Origin of the sequence: Streptococcus catagoni (genome assembly GCF_011421425.1) — a bacterium.
GTDB lineage: Bacteria > Bacillota > Bacilli > Lactobacillales > Streptococcaceae > Streptococcus > Streptococcus catagoni.
In genome coordinates, this window is sequence record NZ_WPCW01000001.1 from 246121 (window position 1) to 269292 (window position 23172).

Sequence of the window (23172 nt, forward strand, 5' to 3'; positions counted from 1 at the left end):
CTTGTTGGTTTTCTAGAACAGTTTACGCTACGTAAAACTATTAAAAGGTACTTATTAACAGTACCATTCTATCAAAATTAGTAGAAAAATGCATATTTAGATGGAGATTATTTTGAATTTTTTAAAGTTTTTGCAAAGCGAGATACCTTACTTTTTGCAAATTTTAAGGAAATATTGTTATCTTTTAGAAATTGCTCAAAATCTTTTTCTCCTTGGATGGGATCATTGACCTCTAATTCTAATTCATAGTCAATGGTCTGGGCATACTGGTTATAATCCAAGGCCATTGTTCCGATTGCTGTTGCTTTTTCTTTTCGTCTGGTAGTTAGCTGACCAAATGTCCGTAGATCCTCAGGAGAGATGCCAAATTTAGTCATTTGAAGGAGGATATCCTTGTTTGTAATCTGACATTTTTTGATCAGGTTCTTGGCTTCTTGAAGGGAAAGATCCTGATTATACTCTCTATTTCCAACCTCTTCTGGAACTTTTAGAGTCATTTCAGCCTTATCAGAGAAGGTTCTGATCCGTAGAGACATGCGGTTAGCTTTTAAGTCGAAGTTAGCTGTATCAATATAGTAATTGGTCTGTGTCACGGCATTAATATGAGTCATTTGAGCTAAGAGACGCTGGTACTCATCCTTTGTTAATAAGGTCTTATATTCGATTTCTAAGTGGGACATGTGATTTTCCTTTAATATGTATTTTATGCTATAATGAATTGTTATTTCAATTTTATATTAAAGTATAAACTTTGACAAGAAAGGAGTGATAGCGTGGCTTTAAACTGGGAAGTATTCTTAGATCCCTATATTCAAGCTGTTGGTGAATTAAAGATAAAATTACGAGGAATTCGCAAGCAATTTCGGAAACAAAATCGCTATTCACCGATCGAATTTGTAACTGGCCGTGTTAAATCCATTGAAAGCATTAAAGAAAAAATGGTTCTGCGTGGTGTTTTGGAAGAAAATATAGCCCGTGACATTCAAGATATAGCTGGCTTAAGAGTTATGGTTCAATTCGTTGATGATGTTGACGAAGTTCTTAATTTGCTCCGTCAAAGACAGGACATGACCATTGTCTATGAACGTGATTATATTCGCAATATGAAATCCAGCGGTTACAGATCTTATCACGTCGTTGTTGAGTATCCAGTTGACACAATTGATGGACAAAAAAAGGTTTTAGCAGAGATACAAATTAGAACCTTGGCCATGAACTTCTGGGCAACCATTGAACACTCTTTAAACTATAAATATAAGGGGGATTTTCCAGAAGAAATCAAAAAACGACTTTCAAAAACAGGTGAAATAGCATTAGAACTGGATGAAGAGATGAGAAAGATTCGCGAAGATATACGTGAAGCCCAATTGCTTTTTGATCCAGGAACACGAAATTTAAGTGATGGTGTAGGGAATAGTGATGACACAGATGAATTATACAGATAAAACAACCCGCGTGGCAATTATTGCCAATGGAAAATATCAAAGTAAGCGAGTTGCTTCAAACCTATTTTCTATTTTCAAAGATGATCCTGATTTTTACCTATCCAAAAAAAATCCAGATGTCGTTATCACCATTGGAGGTGATGGCATGCTCCTTTCTGCCTTTCACATGTATGAAAAAGAACTAGACAGGGTGCGTTTTGTAGGTATCCATACAGGTCATCTAGGCTTTTATACAGATTACCGTGATTTTGAAATTGATAAATTGATTGATAATTTAAGAAATGATCAGGGAGAAAGTGAATCTTATCCCATCCTAAAAGTTATCATTACTCAGGACGATGGTAGGGTCATTCAAGCCAGGGCTCTAAATGAGGCAACTGTCAAACGTATTGAAAAGACAATGGTGGCCGATGTAACCATTAATGGGGTGAAATTTGAAACTTTCCGTGGTGATGGCATCCTAGTTTCAACGCCGACAGGAAGCACAGCCTATAATAAATCTTTAGGCGGTGCCATCTTACACCCAACCATTGAAGCTTTGCAATTAACAGAAATATCAAGCCTGAACAACCGTGTCTTTAGAACCGTAGGCTCATCAGTCATCATTCCGCAAAAAGATAAAATCGAATTAGTACCACAAAGAACAGGGATTTATACAATTTCTATTGATAATAAGACTTACAATTTAAAAAATGTTGTCAAGGTGGAGTATTTTCTTGATGATCAAAAAATCCATTTTGTTTCAACTCCAAGTCATACCAGCTTCTGGGAACGTGTTCGTGATGCCTTTATAGGGGAAATAAAATCATGAGATTCGACTATGTAGCAGACAGAAGAACAAAGGTAAAGACGCTTTTAAAGGGTCATGATGTTTCAAAAGCACTTCTAGCAAAAGTCAAGTATCGAGGTGGTCATATATTAGTCAATGGTGTTGAGCAAAACGCCATTTATCTTTTAAATGAAGGGGATGTGGTTACCATAAATATCCCTGATGAGAAAGGCTTTGAGAAATTAGAGGCTGTTTCTTATCCCTTGGATATTGTTTATGAAGATGATCACTTTCTGATCCTCAATAAGCCAGTTGGTTTTGCAAGTATTCCAAGTGCTATCCACTCCAACACAATAGCAAATTTCGTCAAGGCCTATTATTTAGAAAAAGATTACCCTAACAAACAAGTTCATATTGTGACACGTTTAGATCGTGATACAAGTGGACTAATGCTTTTTGCTAAGCACGGATATGCTCATGCTCGTCTGGATAAACAATTACAAAAAAGATCTATTGAAAAACGGTATTATGCTTTAGTGGCTGGCCAGGGACAATTGCCTGATGAGGGAGAGATCCTTGCGCCAATAGGTCGCTCAAAAGACAGCATTATAACAAGAACTGTAGATCCTATGGGAAAATATGCTAAAACGACCTACAAAGTAGTAGTTAGATATCCCGAGAACGTTCATTTAGTAGATATTAAACTCCATACAGGACGGACACATCAAATAAGAGTTCATTTTTCTCATATTGGTTTTCCCTTACTAGGTGATGACCTCTATGGGGGCCGAACAGACCTAGGCATCAGCAGACAAGCTTTGCACTGTCATTTTTTGAGTTTTTATAATCCCTTTACTGAAAAAGAGAGCATTTACACAATAAATTTGACAGATGACTTTGATAAGGTTATCCTAGACTTAGCAAAAAAATAATTGAGGTATAAAAAATGAATATCAGAAGTTTGTTTGGTGGATTAAAAGAAAAAGTAGTTGGACAACATGTGAAGATAGTTTTCCCCGAAGGAAACGATGAACGTGTTGTACGTGCTGCGGCTCGTCTGAAATTTGAAGGACTGGCGGAGCCGATTATCCTAGGACAAGCCGATGAAATTCGTGGCTTACTTACAAAATTAGGATTTGCAGATCAAGATTATATGATCATCAATCCTGAAACTTATCCAGATTTCGAAAAAATGAAAGCTGAATTTGTTGAAATCCGTAAAGGAAAAGCCAGTATGGAAGATGCCGATAAACTTCTTAGAGATGTAAACTATTTTGGCGTTATGCTGGTTAAAATGGGATTGGCAGAAGGTATGGTATCAGGAGCTTGTCATTCAACAGCTGATACTGTTCGTCCAGCCCTGCAGATCATTAAAACAAAGCCAGGCATTTCAAGAACATCTGGAGTTTTCTTAATGAATCGTGAAAACACAAATGAACGTTATGTTTTTGCAGACTGTGCCATTAACATTGACCCAAGTGCTCAAGAATTAGCAGAAATTGCTATTAATACAGCAGAAACGGCAGCAATTTTTGATATTGAACCTAAGATTGCTATGCTAAGTTTCTCAACAAAGGGATCTGGTAAGGCACCACAAGTAGAAAAAGTAGCAGAAGCTACAAAAATTGCTAAAGAATTAAACCCTGACTTAGCCCTTGATGGGGAATTACAATTTGATGCTGCCTTTGTTCCTGAAACTGCTGCTATTAAAGCACCAGATTCTAAGGTAGCAGGACAAGCCAATACCTTTATTTTCCCTGATTTACAGTCTGGAAATATTGGCTATAAAATTGCACAACGCCTTGGGATGTTTGATGCCATTGGTCCAATTCTACAAGGTTTAAATAAACCTGTTAATGATTTATCGCGTGGTTCAAGTGCAGAAGATATCTATAAATTAGGTATTATTACAGCTGCCCAAGCATTAGGTACTTTAGATTAAAGAGATAAAAAAGAGTGAAAAGTATCAGCAATGTTTACATTTTCACTCTTTATTTTTATCCTAAATGAAGGGAAGAAACTATGAAAAGAAAAATAGCACTGGTTACAGGAGCATCGGCTGGTTTTGGTAAGGCCATTGTTGGCCAACTGATAGATGACGGATATCAGGTTGTTGGAGTGGCTAGAAGATTTGAAAAGTTGAAGGAGCTTGAAGGCAGCTACGGTTCGGATTGTTTTTATGCCCTGCAAATGGATCTGACTGATATTAGATCAATCAGACAGGCCTTGAAAGAACTCCCTGAAAAGTGGCAAGACATTGACCTACTAGTTAATAATGCCGGTCTGGCCTTGGGTCTTGATAAGGCCTTTGAAGCAGACTTTGACAAGTGGATGACAATGATTAATACTAATATTGTGGGACTTATTTACTTGACTCGTCAGATTTTACCTGGCATGGTGGAGAAAAATAATGGCATGATTATTAATCTAGGCTCTACTGCAGGAACAATTCCCTACCCAGGTGGCAATATCTACGGAGCTACAAAAGCCTTTGTTAAACAGTTTTCTTTAAATTTAAGAGCCGATCTAGCAGGTACCAAAATCCGTGTTTCTAATATTGAACCAGGTCTATGTGAAGGTACGGAATTCTCTTTTGTTCGCTTTAATGGAGACCAAAAACGAGTTCAAGCAACCTACCAAGGAGCTCATGCTATTCAGGCTATAGATATTGCTAAGACGGTTTCTTGGATTGCCAGTCAGCCTGAATACGTGAATATTAACCGAATTGAGATGATGCCTGTTTCACAATCTTATGGACCACAACCTGTTTATCGTGATGACAATGAAAATTAAGTGTTTAAGTGACTTGTTTTTTAAGCTAAAATTTTGTAAAATAAAGAGCTGAGTAAGCAATTTACAATATACATTTAATTTGAAAAAATTAATGGAGGTACTATGATTAAGATAGTACTTTTTGCTACCATCTATTAACATTATAAAAGATAAGGAGAGCTTAATGTTCCAGGCAAAAGACTGGCGAGTAGTGCCAGCCATTATATCAACTGCTATTTTGAGTTTTAGTGGTGTTCTGATTGAAACTTCCATGAATGTCACCTTTCCCAAATTGATGACAGAATTTCAGGTGGATGCAACCAGTATTCAGTGGGTTACTACTGGTAACCTATTGGCAGTAGCAGTCATAGTTCCTTTATCAGCCTATTTGATTAAAAATTATTCGGAACGTAATATCTTTATAGCAGCAAATATCCTCTTTTTACTGGGGATGGCCATTGATAGCTTAGCTCCCAACCTACCCATACTATTAATTGGTAGGGTACTGCAAGGGATGGGAACAGGTATTGCCTTGCCCTTGCTATTTCACATCATTATGCAGGAGGTTCCTATTGAAAGACGTGGGCTAATTATGGGGATTGCCACAATGACGACATCCTTAGCTCCGGCCATTGGCCCAACCTATGGGGGTTTTGTTCTGGCACTTTTAGGTTGGAAAATGATATTTGTATTGCTTTTTCCTATACTGATTGTTTCAACGATCATTGGCTTAAGATCCATCCCTAAAAAAGAGGTCCTTGTCCTTGATTCTCTGAATTTTGCAGCTTTTATTAGCCTAGGAGTAGCTCTGTCCTGTCTTTTGTTGGCTATTGAAAAATTATCCATTTTGCTGCTTGTCCTTGCTATCTTAGCCTTTATCCTTTTTTATCAGGTAAATAAGAGATTACCCTTACTAAAACTTTCTGTCTTTAAAAATAAGGCTTTCATGATATTGTTGTTGGGAGTACTTGCTTACCAAATGCTTCCTTTGGCTTTATCCTTTATTTTGCCAAATCACTTACAAATTGTTTTGCATCAAAGTTCTATTAAAGCTGGTTTGTTTATGTTTCCAGGGGCTATCCTGGCTGCTTTTTTATACCCCTTTTCAGGACATCTCTTAGATAAGATTGGTGCATTTAAGCCTATTCTTAGTGGTATGTCCTGTGCTATCTTAGGCCTATTCTTAATGACTCTTGCATTGATGAAGGATTCTCTGCTTTTTCTTTTGATGAGTGATATCTTGGTCAAATTAGGAATGGGTATCGGAGCCAGTAACATGATAACTATGGCCTTGACCAAACTAAGACAGTCAGAATCAGCTGATGGAAATAGTCTCCTAAACACCCTCCAGCAATTTTCAGGAGCCTTTGCTACTGCAGTAGCTTCCCAATTCTTTGCCATGGGTAAAAATTCAGGACTTGCTAATGGACTTAGTTTAGGTGCCAGAAACGGGACTTACTTTATATTGCTGCTACTTGTTTTGAGCTTAGGCGGGATAATCTATCTGAGGGTGAAAAAAGAATTGACTTAAAGCTTATAATAACAAAAAAACCATGGTCATTTTGCTTCTGACTATGGTTTTTAAAAATCATTTGAGATGGAAGGACCAGAAGTCACATCAGACCAACCTACAATGGCCTGCGCAGTTTCTTCCAGGTAATTTTCAAGAATAGGCTTAATATCTTGAACCAGATCAAAGCTCCCCAGGTAATGTCCCTGATCATCTCTTAGAGGATAAAAGGACTGGACATAAATATGATCTAGGGAGGCAGAAGGTAAAAGAAAATGCTTATAGCTTGCTTCTGTGGAACTTTTTAAGAGTCGTAAAATCCAATCCTCCACAAAGTCTTTGTCATCAGGAAGGAAGCTACCATTAAAGTGATGATTGTGATAGAAAAAATGCCCCCTCTGATCGGCCAGACGCAATTGATAAGGGTAAAAATCCATCAGATCAGCCGATAAGCTTTGGTAAAAGTCTGTCAGATAGTGGCTTAAGGAGAGAATAGTTTTTGCTTCTTCAAGCAAGTCTTGATTAATAACAAAGGCGGATGCAGATTCTTCTTGGGAAAATCTTAAGGTGGGCAGTGGGTACTCTTTTTCATCGAAACTTACAATGGCCTGATAAGCATCCATAGTTAAGCTATCTGTATTTTCCTTGATATCAAGCTCAAATAAGGCTGTAAATGTCTGCTTTACAGTCCTAAAAAATCTTTTCTGAAAGGGATTGTTTTGTTCAATAAGGGCTAGTAGATGGTATCGCTTTTTCATAAGCTTATCTTAACGGGAAATGAGCAAAAATGCAATTATTGCGTTTGAAGATCAGACAATAGTGTTACAATATCATATCAAAAGCCTAGATTGAATCCCCTTATCAATAGTATAATGTCATTATTAACTTAAGAGGTGAGAATGATGTCAAAAAAAGTAATCTTTTTAGATGTTGATGGAACTTTAGTAGATTACCTTAACCGTATTCCAAAATCAGCTATCAAGGCAATACAGGCCGCCCGTGTTAATGGATATTTTGTTTATGTTTGTACAGGGCGTAGCTGAGCAGAAATGCAGGCTGAAATCTGGGATATTGGTATTGATGGAATGATTGGAGGAAATGGCCCCTATCTTGAACACCATGACAAGGTCATCATGCATGAGATGATTTCAAAAGAAGATAGCAAAACCATCGTAGACTGGCTATATGAACGGGGCTTAGAATTTTATCTTGAATCCAACAATGACTTGTTTGCTAGTGAGCATTTTAAAGAAGCAGCTGCACCTGTTATAAGAACCTATGCCCTACGCAAGGGAAAAACGGCAGAAGGAGTGAAAGATTTGGAAGCAGAAGATCTCCTTCATGGCATTATTTATGGGGGAAATTTATACCGAGATGATTTGAATAAGGTTTCCTTTATTTTAAGTGACTATCAAGACCACTTAGATTCCAAGAAAGCCTTCCCTAATCTGGCTGCCAACACATGGGGTGGACGAGGTGAAACTGTCCTCTTTGGAGATTTAGGCGTCAGCGATGTTACCAAAGCTCATGCTATTGAAGTTCTTTTAGACTATTTAGGATGCGAGAAAAAAGACACCATTGCTTTTGGTGATGCAAAAATTGATATCCCATGTTAGACTATTGTGAAGTGGGTGTGTCTATGGGCGATGGTGGGCCAGAAATTTTAGCTATGGCTGATATGATTACAGACGATGTGGAAGAAGATGGTTTATATAAGTCTTTCAAAAATTACAACTCATTTAAAAGCCTATCTTTCCTTGCCATATCCTTTAAAAAGTTTTAGAAGTAAGATACTATAAAAACTCTAAAAAATGCTTTTAATCTAAGATATTTTTAGAGTTTTTTCTTATCTGGGAAGCAAGAAGAGATGATTTTAATGAATCTATTTGACTTCTTTTTTGGACAATTTTATAATGATGAAAAAGTCAAAAAATAGGGATCTTTCAAAGACAAAACAATTGCCTATTCTAAGTTTTGATGGTATGGTCATAGATAATCAGGGGAGCTTAGAAAGAGCCAAAGCCTATACTGGTTCCCTAATAGAAGAGATGGAGACAATATGATACAGTTTAATAATGTTTCAAAGGCTTTTGGAGATACCGTGGTTCTTAAAGAGCAGAGTTTTCAGATTAAAGATCGGGAATTCTTTGTTCTTGTGGGATCAAGTGGTTCAGGAAAGACCACCCTTTTAAAAATGATCAATGGCTTGGTGGAACTAAGCTCGGGTCAGATTATGTTAAATCATAAAGCTCAAAATGAAATCAATTTAAGGGAAATGAGACTGTCTATTGGCTATGTCCTCCAACAAATAGCGCTTTTTCCCAATCTAACTGTTGCTGAGAATATTGCTATTATTCCTGAAATGAAGAAGTGGACAAAAGAGGAAACTCTGCAAAAAACTAAGGAATTATTGGATAAGGTTGGCTTGCCAGCTAAAGATTATCTTCATAGGTATCCCAGTGATCTTTCAGGGGGAGAACAGCAAAGAGTGGGTATTGTCCGTGCCATTATTTCCCATCCTCAGATTTTATTGATGGATGAACCCTTTTCAGCTCTAGATCCTATTTCAAAGAAACAATTACAGGATTTAATGTTGGCTCTTCATAAAGAATTTGATATGACCATTGTTTTTGTTACTCATGACATCAAAGAAGCCATCAAATTAGGGGACCGTCTTGCTATTCTTGACCATGGGAAAATCATTCAAATGGACAGACCAAGAGATATTATGGCTAATCCTGTCAATGATTTTGTAGCCAGTCTCTTTGGAGGTGAAGATCATGAATAGTTTATTAACAACTTTCCAAGATCGTTTCAGCGAGTGGACTAAGGCTTTGGCAGAACATTTGCAAATTTCACTAGTCGCACTACTGATTGCTATTTTAATTGCTATCCCTTTAGCCAGCTTATTAAGTAAGAGTAAGCGGTGGTCTGATATTGTTTTGCAGATAACAGGAATCTTTCAAACTATTCCTTCTTTGGCCTTGTTAGGACTCTTTATTCCTTTAATGGGAATTGGAACAGTACCAGCAGTTACTGCCTTGGTTATCTATGCCCTCTTCCCTATTATTCAAAATACTATTACAGGGCTTAATGGTATTGAACTCAGCCTAGTTGAGGCTGGGACAGCCTTTGGTATGACCAAGTGGGAACGTCTTAAAAAGTTTGAAATCCCTATTGCCATGCCAGTTATCATGTCAGGAGTGAGAACTTCAGCTGTCATGATTATTGGGACAGCAACCCTAGCAGCATTGATTGGAGCAGGAGGTTTAGGCTCCTTTATATTACTAGGGATTGATCGCAACAACCCCAATTTGATATTGATTGGTGCCATTTCCTCGGCCCTCCTAGCTATCATTTTTAATATGGTTTTGCAATATTTGGAAAAAGCTTCGCTCAAAAAGACTATTCTAGCTTTCAGCTTAATTGTACTGGCTCTATTTGCATCATTTCTTCCGCAAGTCGCTGGTACATTCTCAAAGAAAACTGACCGTATTGTCATTGCTGGAAAGATGGGAGCAGAACCAGAAATCCTCATTAACCTTTATAAAGAAATGATTGAAAATCAGTCACAGATAAAGGTTGACACAAAGCCTAACTTTGGTAAAACAAGTTTTCTCTATGAAGCTTTAAAATCAGGCGATATTGATATCTATCCAGAATTCACAGGAACTATAACCTCTACCTTGCTTAAAAAGAAACCTGAACTGTCTAATAGTCCTAAGAAGGTCTACTTGCAGGCTAAAAATGGCATTGAAAAACAAGATAATCTAGTGCTTTTAAAGCCCTTTGCTTATCAGAATACCTATGCCATAGCTGTGCCTGAAAAATTAGCTCAAGTTAAGAAGATTTCATCTATCTCTGATCTCAGTTCTCATCAAAATGAACTAAAGGCTGGCTTCACACTGGAATTTAAAGATCGACCTGATGGCAATGAAGGCTTAAAAAAACTCTATGGACTTGATTTGTCAGTATCTACCATGGAGTCGGCTCTGCGTTACCAAGCTATTGAAAGTGGTCATATTCAAATTACTGATGCCTATTCAACAGATGCAGAACTAAAGAAATACCATTTACAAGTTTTAGAGGATGATAAGCATCTCTTTCCACCTTACCAGGGTGGTCCTTTGATGAAAAAAGAGCTCCTTAAGAAACATCCAGAAATTAAAAAAATCCTAAGTAAATTATCTGGTAAAATTACTAAAGAAGAAATGCAGGAAATGAATTATCAGGTCTCTGTTCAGGGTAAGAATGCCAATCAGGTGGCACGCCATTACTTACTTAAGGAAAAATTGATTTCAAAAAAATAGATTAGAGGGTCAATAAGAACTCTCTAGAAGCTCTAGCTGCGGTGATTGTGGCTAGTTTTTTATAAAAAACGAACGTTTAAAATCAAAAATAGAGAAATTTTTGACAAAAACAAAGAAATGAGTAATATAATCTAAGGAAAGGTAAGTTTTTACCTAGCGATGCTTCTTTTTAGAAGTCATAGGAAGGTCATTTTTAAGAGGTAGGTTAATCACACTTGTAAAGATTAACCTATTTAGAGGAGAAACCTTATGTTTAATGACATGCCAGTATTTGATTATGAAGATATTCAACTCATTCCAAACAAGTGTATCATCACTAGTCGCTCTGAGGCGGATACTAGTGTTAAGCTTGGCAATTACACATTTAAATTACCAGTCATTCCAGCTAATATGCAAACCATTATTGATGAAGATATTGCTGAGCAATTGGCTAAAGATGGTTATTTTTACATCATGCATCGTTTTGACGAAGAAGCTCGTAAACCTTTTATCAAACGTATGCATGAACAATCTCTCATCGCCTCTATATCAGTAGGTGTTAAAGATTATGAATATGCTTTTGTTAGTTCTTTAAAAAATGACGCTCCTGAGTTTATCACCATTGATATTGCCCATGGTCATTCTGACAGCGTTATTAATATGATAAAACACATTAAAGCTGAGCTTCCTGAAACTTTTGTCATAGCCGGAAATGTTGGAACTCCAGAAGCTGTTCGTGAATTAGAAAATGCAGGAGCAGATGCTACAAAAGTTGGCATCGGACCTGGTAAAGTTTGTATCACAAAAGTCAAAACAGGCTTTGGTACTGGAGGATGGCAATTAGCAGCACTTCGCTGGTGTGCTAAAGCTGCCCGCAAACCAATCATAGCTGATGGTGGTATTCGTACCCATGGCGATATTGCTAAATCAGTTCGCTTTGGTGCAAGCATGGTAATGATTGGCTCACTCTTTGCAGGTCATATTGAAAGTCCTGGTAAAACTGTGGAAATTGAGGGAGAAAGCTTTAAAGAGTATTATGGGTCTGCTTCAGAATATCAAAAAGGTGAACATAAAAACGTTGAAGGCAAAAAGATTTTACTCCCTACAAAGGGTCACTTAAAGGACACCTTAATTGAAATGAAACAAGATTTGCAATCTTCAATTTCCTATGCTGGTGGCAGAGACTTGGGTGGTTTACGCCGTGTTGATTATGTTATTGTTAAAAATTCAATTTGGAATGGTGATTCTATTTAAAGCTCCTATTGAAAAATTTTAAAATAATGTTACAATGTGATCATTAAAAATAAAATGACATACTTATTTATGCTGTGAATTGGCGCAGTGTTTCTACAAGACACCGGAATGTCTTACAATAAGTAAGCTTAGAAGCTTGCTTGGTTTAAAAAACCATGCAAAATAGGGGGGGTTCCTCTTATTTTGCGGCAGGCTTTTTTATATTTTGTGAAAGAGGTAGAGGATGGAATTACTTGAGGAACGCATTTTAAATGATGGTAATATTTTGGGAGAAAACATCTTAAAGGTTGATAACTTTCTAACCCATCAGGTAGATTACAAGTTGATGAAAGAGATTGGACAAGTTTTTGCTCATAAATATGCTGAGGCTGGGATCACAAAGGTTGTCACAATTGAAGCCTCAGGGATAGCTCCTGCCTTATATGTGGCAGAAGCTTTAGATGTTCCAATGATCTTTGCTAAGAAACATAAAAATATTACTATGACCGAGGGTATCTTAACAGCCCAAGTTTATTCCTTTACCAAACAAGTGACAAGTACTGTATCTATTTCAGGAAAATTCCTAGATGCTGATGACAAGGTTCTGATTATTGATGACTTTTTGGCTAATGGCCAAGCTGCAAAAGGTTTGATTGAAATAATCAAGCAGGCTGGTTCTAAGGTCCTAGGTGTTGGTATCGTTATTGAAAAGTCTTTCCAGGATGGCAGACAATTGCTGGAAAGTTTAGGTGTGGAGGTGACTTCCTTAGCACGTATTAAAAATTTTGAAAATGGTCAATTAAACTTTATGGAGGCGGACGCATAATGTCTACTAAGCATCAACATTCACATTCCCAATCGGCAATTTTAGGCTTACAGCATTTATTATCAATGTATGCCGGATCTATTTTGGTTCCCATTATGATTGCTGGAGCGCTTGGTTACTCTGCAAAAGAGTTGACCTATCTAATATCTACTGATATCTTTATGTGTGGTTTGGCCACTTTCTTACAGTTACAACTGAACAAATACTTTGGTGTTGGATTACCAGTTGTTCTTGGCTGTGCCTTTCAATCTGTAGCTCCTTTATCCATTATTGGGGCGCATCAGGGCTCAGGAGCTATGTTTGGTGCTTTAATTGCATCCGGGATCTTTGTCATTCTTATTGCTGGTGTCTTTTCAAAAATTGCACGATTCTTCCCTGCAATCGTGACTGGTTCAGTTATCACAACAATTGGCTTGTCTTTGATACCTGTTGCCATGGGAAATATGGGAAACAATACAGCCAAGCCTACTAGTCAAAGTGTTATCTTATCATTAGTAACCATTTTAATTATCTTGGCCATCCAAAAACTGGCTCACGGTTTTATCAAATCAATTGCTATTCTCATTGGTTTGATCTCAGGAATTTTGATTGCTGCTATGATGGGCTTAGTTGATAGCTCAGCAGTTTCAAGTGCACCTTGGATCCACGTCCCAACTCCTTTTTACTTTGGAGCACCTAAGTTTGAAATCACCTCAATTATTATGATGTGTATCATTGCCATCGTATCCATGGTTGAATCTACTGGGGTTTACTTGGCCTTGTCTGATATAACAGGTGATACTATAGACAGCCAACGGTTACGCAATGGCTATCGTTCAGAAGGTTTAGCCGTTCTTTTAGGTGGGATTTTTAATACATTTCCTTATATCGGTTTCTCACAGAATGTTGGCCTTGTTCGTTTATCTGGTATCAAGACCCGTCGCCCTATATACTATACAGCCTTGTTTTTAGTTATTATTGGTTTACTACCAAAATTTGGTGCACTGGCTCAGATGATTCCAAGTCCTGTTCTTGGAGGAGCTATGCTAGTCTTGTTTGGTATGGTTGCCCTTCAAGGGATGCAAATGCTTAACCGTGTTAACTTTCAAAATAATGAACATAATTTTATTATTGTTGCGGTCTCCATTTCAGCAGGTGTTGGTTTTAATGGAACCAATCTCTTTGCCAGCCTACCAACCACTGCCAATATGTTTTTAACTAATGGTATTGTTATTGCAACTGTTGTAGCAGTGCTCTTAAACTTGGTTTTCAATGGCAAGTTAAAAGATAATGCCTAATAGATGATCAGAGCAGCTGATTATTAACTCCTTATATTTCCAAAAGTTGGAATAAAGGAGTTTTTTTCTTTTTAGAAACACCGTGCCTCAAAAGTCCTTGTTAATTTACTTTTTTAATTTGTTTAATATAAGTTATTTTTATATAATTAGGAGCATAGTAAATTAGCAGACTTTTCCAATTTAAAGTGCCTTAAGTTAAAAATATTTCTTGTAGGAGGGAGCTGAGATGACAGAAAAAAACAGACTAGTCGAAGATAAGATTCTAAATAGCGACTTACAAAAACTAGCGCAAAAAGAGACCCAAGAATTATTCACTTTTTTGCATACTTCTCATCAAGGCCTGAGTTCAGAGGAAGCAGAAGAACGCCTAGATTTATATGGTTATAACAAGGTTGATAGCCAAAAACCCCTGACAGTTTTCCAAATTTTGTGGAAGAGTATTTGTGATACCTTCATCTTGGTCATGTTAGCATTGATGACAGTTTCTTTTTTGACTGAAGATATTGAATCTGCCTTGGTTATGTTAGCAATGGTAAGTATAAGCATTCTTATTTCTTTCTTACAAGAATATAAATCACAAAAGGCCAGTATTGCTTTAAAGGAATTAATTGAAAATACAGCCACTGTTTATCGTGGCGGCTTGCAAACAGAAATTCCTATGGATGAAGTAGTACCTGGGGATCTGGTGAAATTAGCCACTGGTGATATGATTCCAGCTGATTCTATTATTGTAGAAGCAAAAGACTTATTTATCAATCAATCATCCCTAACTGGTGAATCTATACCTGTAGAAAAAACAGTAGAAAATAAGGGACAAGAACAATCCGCCATTTTTGATCAGCAGAATCTTATTTTTATGGGGAGTGATGTTATAAGTGGTGCTGGTAAAGCTCTTGTGCTTAAGACTGGACAAAATACACTCTTTGGAGATATTGCCACCAAAGCAACTGAACAAAGGGTAGAAACTTCCTTTAGCAATGGATTAAATGCTGTTAGTAATATCTTATTACGTTTAATTTCTGTCCTCTTTCCAATGGTTTTCCTACTCAATGGTTTTTTAAAAGGTGACTGGCTAAATGCATTCTTCTTTGCCATAGCAGTAGCAGTAGGATTGACACCTGAAATGCTTCCAATGATTGTGACCAGTAATTTAGCTAAGGGTGCCAACTTATTAGCAAAAGAAAAGGTTATTGTTAAAGAACTAGCGGCCATTCAGAATTTAGGCAGCATGGACATTTTATGTACAGATAAAACGGGTACCATTACTGAAGATAGAGTTGTCTTGTTAGAGCACCTTGATTTATTGGGTGAGAGTAGTCTGCAAGTCTTAGAATATGCCTTTTTAAATTCTTACTACCAAACAGGTTGGAAAAACCTCATGGATGTAGCAGTTATTGATTTTTACCAAAAGGGTCAAACAGATCAAGCAGTGTATGAACATCATACTGTTGATGAGATTCCCTTTGATTTTTCACGTCGGCGCATGAGCTTAGTCATTGACGAAGGACACAACCATCTCATGATCACTAAGGGTGCTATTGAGGAAATGATTGCCATTTCATCTCATATATCCATCGGCCATGAAGTTAAGGTACTAGGTCATGACGAAGAAAAAGAACTCATCAAGATGAGTGAGGAAATGAATGAAAAAGGGATGCGGGTTCTAGCTGTTGCTATTAAACACATCAAGGACGGCAAAAGACATTACTCCCCTCAAGATGAATCACATATGACCTTAATGGGGCTTATTGGTTTTCTAGACCCAGCTAAAGCTTCAGCTAAGGGTGCTATAAAAGAATTACATGATAAGGGTGTTGCTGTTAAAGTTCTAACAGGGGACAACCCAATTGTTGCTGCAAAAGTTTGTGAAGACGTTGGTATTGAAAATGAAAGGTATTTGCTGGGATCAGATATTGACCGATTACCTGAAGAGGAACTGAAAAAATTGGTTCAAGAAGTTAATCTTTTTGCAAAATGTACTCCAAATCAAAAGTCTCACATTATCAAACTCTTACAGGATAATAAACACACAGTTGGCTTTATGGGAGATGGTATAAATGATGCTCCTGCCTTACGAACAGCCGATGTTGGAATATCTGTAGATACTGCAGCAGACATTACCAAAGATGCCAGCTCTATTATTCTACTTGAAAAAAGTCTGCATGTTTTAGCCATTGGTGTTCTTGAAGGACGCAGGGTCTTTGAAAACATGATGAAATACATCAAGCTAACACTGAGTTCCAATTTCGGAAATGTTTTTTCCATTCTCATAGCTAGTATCTTCCTTCCTTTTTTACCTATGTTGTCCATGCAGTTGCTGGTTCAAAACTTAATCTATGATATTTCTCAATTGACCATCCCTTGGGATAAGGTGGATGAAGAGGCTATTAGTAAACCTGTAAAATGGGATGTTAATCAACTATGGAACTTCACCCTGAAAATAGGTCCTGTAAGTAGTGTCTTTGATATTATCAGCTTTTTAGTTCTCTGGTATGTCATTAAAGCCAATACACTTGCAGAGCAATCTGTTTTTCAGGCAGGATGGTTTATTGTAGGTATCTGTACACAGGTACTTGTTGTCCATATTATAAGAACAAAGAAGAAACCCTTCATTAATAGTCGTGCTTCTTTAAGTCTGATCCTATCTTCCTTGTTTGCCATTCTCACCAGCCTTTTCATCGTTATTTCACCCTACCATACTATTTTTGACTTTGGTCAACTTCCAGCCCTATACTGGCCAATCTTCTTAGTCATTGTTACTTCCTATCTCCTTTTGGTTCAGTTGATTAAGCAAAAGTTTTTAAAATAAAAAATCCCACTTAGCTTGAAAAGACTAAGTAGGATAGATAGAATTTACTGGTAAATTTAGTTGAAGAAGAGGGAAAATCTTTTCTCTAGGCCTTTTGATAGGGCAATCTGCTTATCTTTGGTCACAATGATGCCCTCAATACCTGGTAAGTTGTTTAAGATCCTATAGACTAGGCTATTATCCAAGCCAAAAAGGCGGCTTGTCCAGATTTCACAGTCTAGAGAGGAATCTGCAACCACTGTTAAACTGGCCATGCTTGTCTCTATTGGATAGCCTGTATGTCGATCAAAAATATGATGATAATCCTTATCAGCAACCTTTAGATGACGCTCATAGATACCAGAAGTGACTACAGACTGATCATGAATTTTTAAGACACCCAGATGTTGTCCCCGACTTTTTTGCGGGTTTTGAAGGCCGATATAGAATGTTCCATCCTCTCGCTTGTCATTTGTTCCATGTACAAGCACATTGCCTCCAAGATTGATTAGAGCAGAGTCAATGCCGTCATCAATTAAGTAGGCCATGATTTTATCAGCAATATACCCTTTTGCCAGTGCTCCCAGATCAAGCTTCATACCTTTCTTGCTTAAGAAAACACTGCCTTTATTCTGATTTAAAATAATCTCATTTGGATTTGTCAGAGTGAGTTTTTCTTTGATGGCGTCCTGGTCTGGAACCTTGGCATCTGAGAATCCAATTCTCCAGCTTTGCACTAAGGGACCAATAGCGATATTGAGATTACTAGGATCTACTTGACTGTGAATTTTCCCAATTTGAATAAGTTCAAATAGGTCAGGATCAACCTCAATTGCTTTGATTCCAGCATGCTTATTAATCATCATAAGCTCAGAATCAGAGTCATTAGCACTGAATCTATTCTTATAGACTTCAAGAAGCTGACAAACTCGCTGTAGTTGGGATTGGGCTGTTTTTGAAGTGATCTGAATATCAATGGTGGTTCCCATCATCTTCAATTGGTGTTCTACCTGCATTTTTATCTCCCCATCAAAAGAACTCTGGTTTTACTGAGAAAAAGAGGCCTAAAGACCATTCTTTAGCCTTTTTTCTTTTTCATTTCTCCATGAGGGAAATAAGTCCCCTCTGCTAGGTCAGTAATGGTAACATGAATATTTTCTTTTGGTGTCTCAGCGATACGTGCGACAACCTCTGTAACTTCACGAGCTAGAGCGATCTTTTGCTCCTTGCTACGTCCTTCAAATAATTCTATTTTTACAAATGGCATTGCTATTCTCCTTTTTAAATTATTGTATTTTATCATTTTATCATAAATTTTACCTTAGTATAGAGATAATGAAAACGTTTTTTATGACCCTTGAGCCGTCAATACAGATCGCAAAAAAAGTACAATTGTGATAGAATAGTAAAGATAAATGAAGAAGGTAGGGATGCAAGTTTGGCACAATTATACTATAAGTATGGGACAATGAATTCAGGAAAAACAATTGAAATTTTAAAAGTTGCCCATAACTACGAAGAACAAGGAAAACCCGTTGTTATTATGACTAGTGCCTTAGACACCCGAGATGGTTTCGGACTTGTTTCTAGTAGAATTGGAATGAGGCGTGAAGCTGTGCCTATATCAAATGATATGAAAATCTTTGATTACATTGCTTCTTTAGCAGATACTCCCTACTGTGTGCTTATTGATGAATGCCAATTTTTAAGCAAAGAAAATGTTTATGATTTGGCCCGTGTAGTTGATGAATTACATGTTCCTGTCATGGCTTTTGGCCTAAAAAATGATTTTCAAAATGAGCTCTTTGAAGGTTCAAAATACTTATTATTGCTTGCTGACAAGATTGATGAAATTAAAACCATCTGTCAATATTGCAGTAAAAAAGCGACCATGGTCTTAAGAACCAAAGACGGTGTGCCTGTTTATCAGGGAGAACAAATTCAAATTGGTGGAAATGAAACCTACATCCCGGTCTGCCGTAAACACTATTTTAATCCGCCTATAGCTTTAAAAGAAAAAGATAACCTTTCACGTTAAAATATAAGGAGAAAGAAAAAACACATGAATATTTATGATCAACTACAGTCAGTTGAAGACAGGTATGAAGAGCTGGGTGAACTATTAAGTGATCCAGAAGTTGTTTCTGATACGAAACGATTTATGGAACTCTCAAAAGAAGAAGCAAGTAGCAGGGATACAGTAGCCACCTACCGTCGCTATAAAGAAATTATCCAAGCCATCTCAGATGCGGAAGAGATGATCAAAGATTCTGGTGGAGATGCTGAAATTGAAGAAATGGCAAAGGAAGAGTTAAAAGAATCCAAAGCCGCTAAAGAAGAATACGAAGAAAAATTAAAAATTTTATTACTTCCCAAAGATCCTAATGATGACAAAAATATTATCTTAGAAATCCGCGGAGCTGCTGGTGGTGATGAAGCTGCTCTTTTTGCAGGTGATTTGCTTAACATGTACCAAAAATTTGCTGAAAGCCAAGGCTGGCGCTTTGAAATCATGGAAGCTTCCTATAATGGTGTAGGAGGGATCAAAGAAGTGATCGCAATGGTATCTGGTCAATCTGTTTATTCTAAATTAAAGTATGAATCTGGTGCCCATCGTGTTCAACGTGTTCCTGTAACAGAGAGTCAAGGCCGTGTTCATACGTCAACAGCAACAGTTCTTATTATGCCAGAAATTGAAGATGTTGAATATGAGATTGATCCTAAAGACTTACGTATTGATATTTACCACGCATCTGGAGCTGGTGGTCAGAACGTCAATAAGGTAGCAACTGCGGTTCGGATCGTTCATATTCCAACCAATATCAAAGTTGAAATGCAAGAAGAACGTACCCAACAAAAGAACCGAGATAAGGCAATGAAACTTATTCGTGCTCGGGTTGCTGACCATTTTGCACAAATTGCCCAAGATGAGCAAGATGCTGAACGTAAATCAACTGTAGGTACTGGAGATCGTTCTGAGCGCATTAGAACTTATAATTTCCCTCAAAATCGTGTAACAGATCATCGGATTGGACTTACCTTACAAAAACTTGATACCATTCTTTCAGGTAAAATGGATGAGGTCGTTGACGCACTGATTATGTATGACCAAACGCAAAAATTAGAATCTTTAAATAATTAATGAATTACGCAAGCTTACTTAAAAAGTATGAAGAGGAACTTATTGAGATTGGAGAAGACAAAGAAAATATTTCCTATGTCTTCAAAGAACTGAAAAACTGGTCGGCTTTTGTTTTTTTTAGTCATCAAACTAAAGAAGTTAATAGTGCTGATGCTGAGCTTTTAAGGGATATTATGATCCAACTAAAGAAGCATCTATCTCCCCAATATATAGTGGGTAAAGCATATTTTAGAGACTTTGAATTGAAAGTTGATCAAAGAGTTCTGATTCCAAGGCCAGAAACTGAAGAACTTGTTGACCTGATTTTAAAAGAAAATCCTAAGACAGAAGTAAAAGTGTTGGATATTGGTACCGGAAGTGGTGTCATTGCTATAGCTTTGAAAAAAGAAAAACCAAGATGGACAGTACATGCATCAGACATTTCGCCTGATGCATTAGTACTTGCTAAAGAAAATGCTAACTACAACCAAGTGGAAGTCAGCTTTTTGCAATCGGACGTTTTTAGTTCCATTTCAGAAAAGTATGATATTATTGTGTCAAATCCACCCTATATTTCTCGAGCAGATAAAAACGAGGTGGGCAAGAATGTCTTAGCATCTGAACCCCATTTAGCCTTATTTGCTGATGAGGAAGGCTTTGCTATCTACCGACAAATCATAGAAAATGCTGGCAAATTTTTAAAGAGTCAGGGTAAGCTCTACTTTGAAATAGGCTATAAACAAAGTGCAGGGATCACAAAATTGGTGGAAGAGCATTTCCCGCAAAAACGGTTTAGAATTTTAAAAGACTTTTATGGAAAGGATCGCATGGTTGTCATTGATGATAAAGGAATTTGAAACCATTATAAATCAAGGTGGAGCTCTTGTTTTACCAACTGAGACTGTCTATGGTATCTTTGCTAAGGCTTTGGATCAAGAAGCAGTCGAAGCTGTTTATCAGTTGAAAAAAAGACCCAAAGATAAGGCTATGAACTTAAATATAGCCTCCTACCAAATGATTCTTGAATTTTCAAAAGAACAGCCGTCTTATTTGCAGGATTTGTACCAAGCCTTCTTGCCAGGTCCTCTAACCATTATTTTGAAGGCAAACCAAGCTGTCCCTTTCTGGGTTAATTCTGGTAAGGATACAGTAGGTTTTCGTTTTCCAGATCATCCTATAACCTCTAAAATTATTGCAGGAACAGGTCCCCTAATTGGTCCCTCTGCTAATGTTTCAGGTTCAGAGAGTGGTAAAGTTTTTAAAGAAATCATGGAAAGCTTTGATAAAAAGATTCAAGGTTTTGAAGATGATTCTGCCCTCACAGGTCAGGATTCAACCATTCTTGATTTATCAGCTGACCTAGCTAAGATTTTAAGACAAGGTGCTATTACCAAAGAGGAACTTTTGAAGGTTGCTCCCCAAATGCGTTTTTGAAAGGGTCAATATGTTAAGAACAATAGTTGAAGAAGATGCCAGTGCATTGCAACAAATTAATGAATTTTCTTTGGGCTATAAATCAAGTTTGCAGGCAACAAGACAAAAATTGAAGACACTGTTAAAAGACAATCACCATTATTTCCTTGCTTATGAAGACCTAAAAACACATAGTCTGGTAGGATATATCCATGCAGAAGTTTATGAGACCTTGTATGCCGAAAGAGGATTTAATGTACTTGGCCTAGCAGTGCTAGACTCTTTTCAGGGCAGGGGAGTTGGTCAAAAACTAATAGAAGCTTTGGAAGTAGAAGCTAAGAAACGAGAGTGTGGTTTTATTCGTTTGAATTCAGCAAGTCATCGGGAAAAAGCACATGCTTTTTACGAGAAAGTTGGATACCATTCTTATAAAACCCAGAAGCATTTTATAAAACAGATGAGGTGAAAAATGATTTTTGATAAAGAAAATTTTGAAGAATTCGACAAAGAACTTTGGGATGCGATTCACGCTGAAGAAAGAAGACAAGAACAAAATATAGAACTGATCGCCTCTGAAAATGTGGTCTCTAAGGCTGTCATGAAAGCTCAGGGGAGCTTACTAACCAATAAGTATGCTGAAGGCTATCCAACTAAGCGTTACTATGGTGGAACTGAGTACGTGGATGTGGTTGAAAATTTAGCTATTGAACGTGCTAAGGAGCTTTTTGGGGCTAAATATGCCAATGTTCAGGCTCACTCTGGTAGCCAGGCAAATGCAGCCGCTTATATGTCTTTAATTGAAGCTGGAGATACAGTCTTAGGGATGGATTTAGCAGCCGGTGGCCATTTAACACATGGGTCACCAGTCAATTTCTCTGGAAAGACCTATCATTTTGTAGGCTATGGACTTGATCCAAAGACAGAGCAGCTTGACTATGAAGCTATTTTAGAACAAGCCAAGGAAGTTAAACCAAAACTCATTGTAGCTGGAGCCTCTGCCTATTCACGCATCATTGATTTTTCAAAATTCCGTGATATTGCTGATCAGGTAGGTGCCTACTTGATGGTTGATATGGCTCATATCGCTGGTTTGGTTGCTGCTGGCTTGCACCCAAGTCCCGTTCCTTATGCTCACATCACAACTTCAACAACACATAAAACTCTAAGAGGTCCTCGTGGTGGACTAATCCTAACCAATGATGAAAGTATAGCCAAGAAAATTGATTCTGCGGTCTTTCCAGGCTTACAAGGTGGCCCTCTAGAACATGTTATAGCTGCAAAGGCTGTCTCTTTTAAAGAAGCTCTAGACCCTGAGTTTAAAGAATATGTGCAAAATACTATTACAAATACCAAGGCTATGGCTCAGGTCTTTGCTGCAGATAGTCGCTTTTCAGTTATTTCTGGTGGAACAGATAACCACGTTTTCCTAGTAAAGGTTACAGACGTTATTAAGAGTGGTAAGGCAGCTCAAAATCTTTTAGATGAGGTTAATATTACCTTAAATAAAAATGCTATTCCTTTTGAAACACTTTCTCCATTCCAGACTTCTGGTATCCGTATTGGTTGTGCTGCTATTACCAGCCGTGGCATGGGAGTAAAAGAGTGTCAAAAAATAGCGGAGCTAATCATTAGAGCACTTGTTGACCATGATAAGCCAGAAGTTTTAAGTCAGGTAAAGGCTCAGGTAGCTGAAATCACTGACTCTTTCCCACTATATGAAAACTTATAA

Annotated in this window: 23 protein-coding genes, 1 pseudogene and 1 riboswitch; of the genes and pseudogenes, 20 read left to right on the forward strand and 4 right to left on the reverse strand. The window is 37.4% G+C overall.

Annotated features, from left to right (window positions below; all coding sequences use genetic code 11):
- Window positions 1–107 precede the first annotated feature (107 nt).
- Window positions 108–680, reverse strand: coding sequence for a CYTH domain-containing protein (locus HBN42_RS01170; protein WP_165992919.1), 573 nt, complete (start codon window positions 678–680; stop codon window positions 108–110).
- Between the two features lie 93 nt (window positions 681–773).
- On the opposite strand from HBN42_RS01170, the gene yjbM reads away from it, so the two are divergent.
- The 6 genes from yjbM (at window position 774) to HBN42_RS01200 (ending at window position 6517) form a co-directional block, all read left to right on the forward strand.
- Window positions 774–1445, forward strand: a complete 672-nt coding sequence (gene yjbM / locus HBN42_RS01175) for a GTP diphosphokinase (protein WP_165992920.1) — start codon at window positions 774–776, stop codon at window positions 1443–1445.
- Complete coding sequence (locus HBN42_RS01180; protein ID WP_165992922.1) at window positions 1420–2256, forward strand: NAD kinase; 837 nt, start codon at window positions 1420–1422, stop codon at window positions 2254–2256. Before yjbM ends, HBN42_RS01180 begins: the two co-directional genes overlap by 26 nt.
- Window positions 2253–3146 carry an RluA family pseudouridine synthase gene (locus HBN42_RS01185; RefSeq protein WP_165992924.1) on the forward strand — a complete coding sequence of 298 codons (894 nt, stop codon included), beginning with the start codon at window positions 2253–2255 and terminating at the stop codon, window positions 3144–3146. Before HBN42_RS01180 ends, HBN42_RS01185 begins: the two co-directional genes overlap by 4 nt.
- Window positions 3147–3160: 14 nt before the next feature.
- Window positions 3161–4156 (forward strand): phosphate acetyltransferase, encoded by a 996-nt coding sequence (pta, locus tag HBN42_RS01190; RefSeq protein WP_165992926.1) that lies wholly within the window; start codon window positions 3161–3163, stop codon window positions 4154–4156.
- Between the two features lie 80 nt (window positions 4157–4236).
- The gene (locus HBN42_RS01195; RefSeq protein WP_165992928.1) at window positions 4237–5007 is read left to right on the forward strand and encodes an SDR family NAD(P)-dependent oxidoreductase; all 771 of its coding nucleotides are present in this window, start codon (window positions 4237–4239) and stop codon (window positions 5005–5007) included.
- Between the two features lie 163 nt (window positions 5008–5170).
- Window positions 5171–6517, forward strand: coding sequence for an MFS transporter (locus tag HBN42_RS01200; RefSeq protein ID WP_165992929.1), 1347 nt, complete (start codon window positions 5171–5173; stop codon window positions 6515–6517).
- Between the two features lie 50 nt (window positions 6518–6567).
- On the opposite strand, the gene HBN42_RS01205 is transcribed toward HBN42_RS01200, so the two are convergent.
- Entirely contained in the window at window positions 6568–7254 is a 687-nt protein-coding gene (locus tag HBN42_RS01205; protein ID WP_165992930.1) for a hypothetical protein, read from the reverse strand.
- Between the two features lie 144 nt (window positions 7255–7398).
- Between HBN42_RS01205 and HBN42_RS01210 the strand changes: the two are divergent.
- The 8 genes and pseudogenes from HBN42_RS01210 (at window position 7399) to mgtA (ending at window position 16930) form a co-directional block, all read left to right on the forward strand.
- Window positions 7399–8279, forward strand: a pseudogene (locus HBN42_RS01210) (Cof-type HAD-IIB family hydrolase).
- 130 nt (window positions 8280–8409) lie between these two features.
- The gene (locus HBN42_RS01215) at window positions 8410–8559 is read left to right on the forward strand and encodes a hypothetical protein (RefSeq protein ID WP_165992932.1); all 150 of its coding nucleotides are present in this window, start codon (window positions 8410–8412) and stop codon (window positions 8557–8559) included.
- Entirely contained in the window at window positions 8556–9284 is a 729-nt protein-coding gene (locus HBN42_RS01220) for an ABC transporter ATP-binding protein (protein ID WP_165992934.1), read from the forward strand. Before HBN42_RS01215 ends, HBN42_RS01220 begins: the two co-directional genes overlap by 4 nt.
- Window positions 9277–10806 carry an ABC transporter permease/substrate-binding protein gene (locus HBN42_RS01225; protein WP_165992936.1) on the forward strand — a complete coding sequence of 510 codons (1530 nt, stop codon included), beginning with the start codon at window positions 9277–9279 and terminating at the stop codon, window positions 10804–10806. Before HBN42_RS01220 ends, HBN42_RS01225 begins: the two co-directional genes overlap by 8 nt.
- Before the next feature lie 249 nt (window positions 10807–11055).
- On the forward strand, window positions 11056–12039 hold the full coding sequence (gene guaC / locus HBN42_RS01230; RefSeq protein WP_165992938.1) for a GMP reductase: 984 nt from the start codon (window positions 11056–11058) through the stop codon (window positions 12037–12039).
- A 43-nt stretch (window positions 12040–12082) separates the two neighbouring features.
- Window positions 12083–12178, forward strand: a riboswitch (purine riboswitch).
- An 84-nt stretch (window positions 12179–12262) separates the two neighbouring features.
- Window positions 12263–12844, forward strand: a complete 582-nt coding sequence (locus tag HBN42_RS01235) for a xanthine phosphoribosyltransferase (RefSeq protein WP_165992940.1) — start codon at window positions 12263–12265, stop codon at window positions 12842–12844.
- A complete protein-coding gene (locus HBN42_RS01240) occupies window positions 12844–14121 on the forward strand; it encodes a nucleobase:cation symporter-2 family protein (protein WP_165992943.1) in 1278 nt (425 codons plus the stop codon). Before HBN42_RS01235 ends, HBN42_RS01240 begins: the two co-directional genes overlap by 1 nt.
- A gap of 226 nt (window positions 14122–14347) precedes the next feature.
- Window positions 14348–16930, forward strand: a complete 2583-nt coding sequence (gene mgtA / locus HBN42_RS01245) for a magnesium-translocating P-type ATPase (RefSeq protein ID WP_165992944.1) — start codon at window positions 14348–14350, stop codon at window positions 16928–16930.
- Between the two features lie 56 nt (window positions 16931–16986).
- On the opposite strand, the gene HBN42_RS01250 is transcribed toward mgtA, so the two are convergent.
- Window positions 16987–17925 carry an FAD:protein FMN transferase gene (locus HBN42_RS01250; protein WP_165992946.1) on the reverse strand — a complete coding sequence of 313 codons (939 nt, stop codon included), beginning with the start codon at window positions 17923–17925 and terminating at the stop codon, window positions 16987–16989.
- A 62-nt stretch (window positions 17926–17987) separates the two neighbouring features.
- Window positions 17988–18212, reverse strand: coding sequence for a 4-oxalocrotonate tautomerase (locus HBN42_RS01255; RefSeq protein ID WP_165992948.1), 225 nt, complete (start codon window positions 18210–18212; stop codon window positions 17988–17990).
- Between the two features lie 135 nt (window positions 18213–18347).
- On the opposite strand from HBN42_RS01255, the gene HBN42_RS01260 reads away from it, so the two are divergent.
- From HBN42_RS01260 to glyA, 6 genes are read left to right on the forward strand one after another with little or no spacing between them, the layout of a single operon-like run.
- Window positions 18348–18947: a thymidine kinase gene (locus HBN42_RS01260; protein ID WP_165992950.1), complete on the forward strand. Its 600-nt coding sequence runs from the start codon at window positions 18348–18350 to the stop codon at window positions 18945–18947.
- A 24-nt stretch (window positions 18948–18971) separates the two neighbouring features.
- Window positions 18972–20051: a peptide chain release factor 1 gene (gene prfA / locus HBN42_RS01265; protein WP_165992953.1), complete on the forward strand. Its 1080-nt coding sequence runs from the start codon at window positions 18972–18974 to the stop codon at window positions 20049–20051.
- Window positions 20051–20887: a peptide chain release factor N(5)-glutamine methyltransferase gene (prmC, locus tag HBN42_RS01270; RefSeq protein WP_165992955.1), complete on the forward strand. Its 837-nt coding sequence runs from the start codon at window positions 20051–20053 to the stop codon at window positions 20885–20887. The genes prfA and prmC overlap by 1 nt, the downstream gene beginning before the upstream one ends.
- Entirely contained in the window at window positions 20874–21464 is a 591-nt protein-coding gene (locus HBN42_RS01275; protein ID WP_328804283.1) for an L-threonylcarbamoyladenylate synthase, read from the forward strand. The genes prmC and HBN42_RS01275 overlap by 14 nt, the downstream gene beginning before the upstream one ends.
- Window positions 21465–21474: 10 nt before the next feature.
- Window positions 21475–21909 (forward strand): GNAT family N-acetyltransferase, encoded by a 435-nt coding sequence (locus HBN42_RS01280; RefSeq protein WP_165992957.1) that lies wholly within the window; start codon window positions 21475–21477, stop codon window positions 21907–21909.
- 3 nt (window positions 21910–21912) lie between these two features.
- Complete coding sequence (gene glyA, locus HBN42_RS01285; protein WP_165992958.1) at window positions 21913–23172, forward strand: serine hydroxymethyltransferase; 1260 nt, start codon at window positions 21913–21915, stop codon at window positions 23170–23172.

What these genes read in the sequence shown, in the direction of transcription:
- prfA (WP_165992953.1), top strand. Translation starts at nt 18,972, where the DNA reads ATGAATATTTATGATCAACTACAGTCAGTTGAAGACAGGTATGAAGAG.
- HBN42_RS01220 (WP_165992934.1), top strand. Translation starts at nt 8,556, where the DNA reads ATGATACAGTTTAATAATGTTTCAAAGGCTTTTGGAGATACCGTGGTT.
- glyA (WP_165992958.1), top strand. Translation starts at nt 21,913, where the DNA reads ATGATTTTTGATAAAGAAAATTTTGAAGAATTCGACAAAGAACTTTGG.
- HBN42_RS01255 (WP_165992948.1), bottom strand. Translation starts at nt 18,212, where the DNA reads ATGATAAAATACAATAATTTAAAAAGGAGAATAGCAATGCCATTTGTA.
- HBN42_RS01195 (WP_165992928.1), top strand. Translation starts at nt 4,237, where the DNA reads ATGAAAAGAAAAATAGCACTGGTTACAGGAGCATCGGCTGGTTTTGGT.
- mgtA (WP_165992944.1), top strand. Translation starts at nt 14,348, where the DNA reads ATGACAGAAAAAAACAGACTAGTCGAAGATAAGATTCTAAATAGCGAC.
- HBN42_RS01240 (WP_165992943.1), top strand. Translation starts at nt 12,844, where the DNA reads ATGTCTACTAAGCATCAACATTCACATTCCCAATCGGCAATTTTAGGC.
- pta (WP_165992926.1), top strand. Translation starts at nt 3,161, where the DNA reads ATGAATATCAGAAGTTTGTTTGGTGGATTAAAAGAAAAAGTAGTTGGA.
- HBN42_RS01200 (WP_165992929.1), top strand. Translation starts at nt 5,171, where the DNA reads ATGTTCCAGGCAAAAGACTGGCGAGTAGTGCCAGCCATTATATCAACT.
- HBN42_RS01180 (WP_165992922.1), top strand. Translation starts at nt 1,420, where the DNA reads ATGACACAGATGAATTATACAGATAAAACAACCCGCGTGGCAATTATT.
- prmC (WP_165992955.1), top strand. Translation starts at nt 20,051, where the DNA reads ATGAATTACGCAAGCTTACTTAAAAAGTATGAAGAGGAACTTATTGAG.
- HBN42_RS01215 (WP_165992932.1), top strand. Translation starts at nt 8,410, where the DNA reads ATGATGAAAAAGTCAAAAAATAGGGATCTTTCAAAGACAAAACAATTG.
- HBN42_RS01225 (WP_165992936.1), top strand. Translation starts at nt 9,277, where the DNA reads ATGAATAGTTTATTAACAACTTTCCAAGATCGTTTCAGCGAGTGGACT.
- HBN42_RS01250 (WP_165992946.1), bottom strand. Translation starts at nt 17,925, where the DNA reads ATGCAGGTAGAACACCAATTGAAGATGATGGGAACCACCATTGATATT.
- HBN42_RS01205 (WP_165992930.1), bottom strand. Translation starts at nt 7,254, where the DNA reads ATGAAAAAGCGATACCATCTACTAGCCCTTATTGAACAAAACAATCCC.
- HBN42_RS01185 (WP_165992924.1), top strand. Translation starts at nt 2,253, where the DNA reads ATGAGATTCGACTATGTAGCAGACAGAAGAACAAAGGTAAAGACGCTT.
- HBN42_RS01280 (WP_165992957.1), top strand. Translation starts at nt 21,475, where the DNA reads ATGTTAAGAACAATAGTTGAAGAAGATGCCAGTGCATTGCAACAAATT.
- HBN42_RS01235 (WP_165992940.1), top strand. Translation starts at nt 12,263, where the DNA reads ATGGAATTACTTGAGGAACGCATTTTAAATGATGGTAATATTTTGGGA.
- guaC (WP_165992938.1), top strand. Translation starts at nt 11,056, where the DNA reads ATGTTTAATGACATGCCAGTATTTGATTATGAAGATATTCAACTCATT.
- HBN42_RS01170 (WP_165992919.1), bottom strand. Translation starts at nt 680, where the DNA reads ATGTCCCACTTAGAAATCGAATATAAGACCTTATTAACAAAGGATGAG.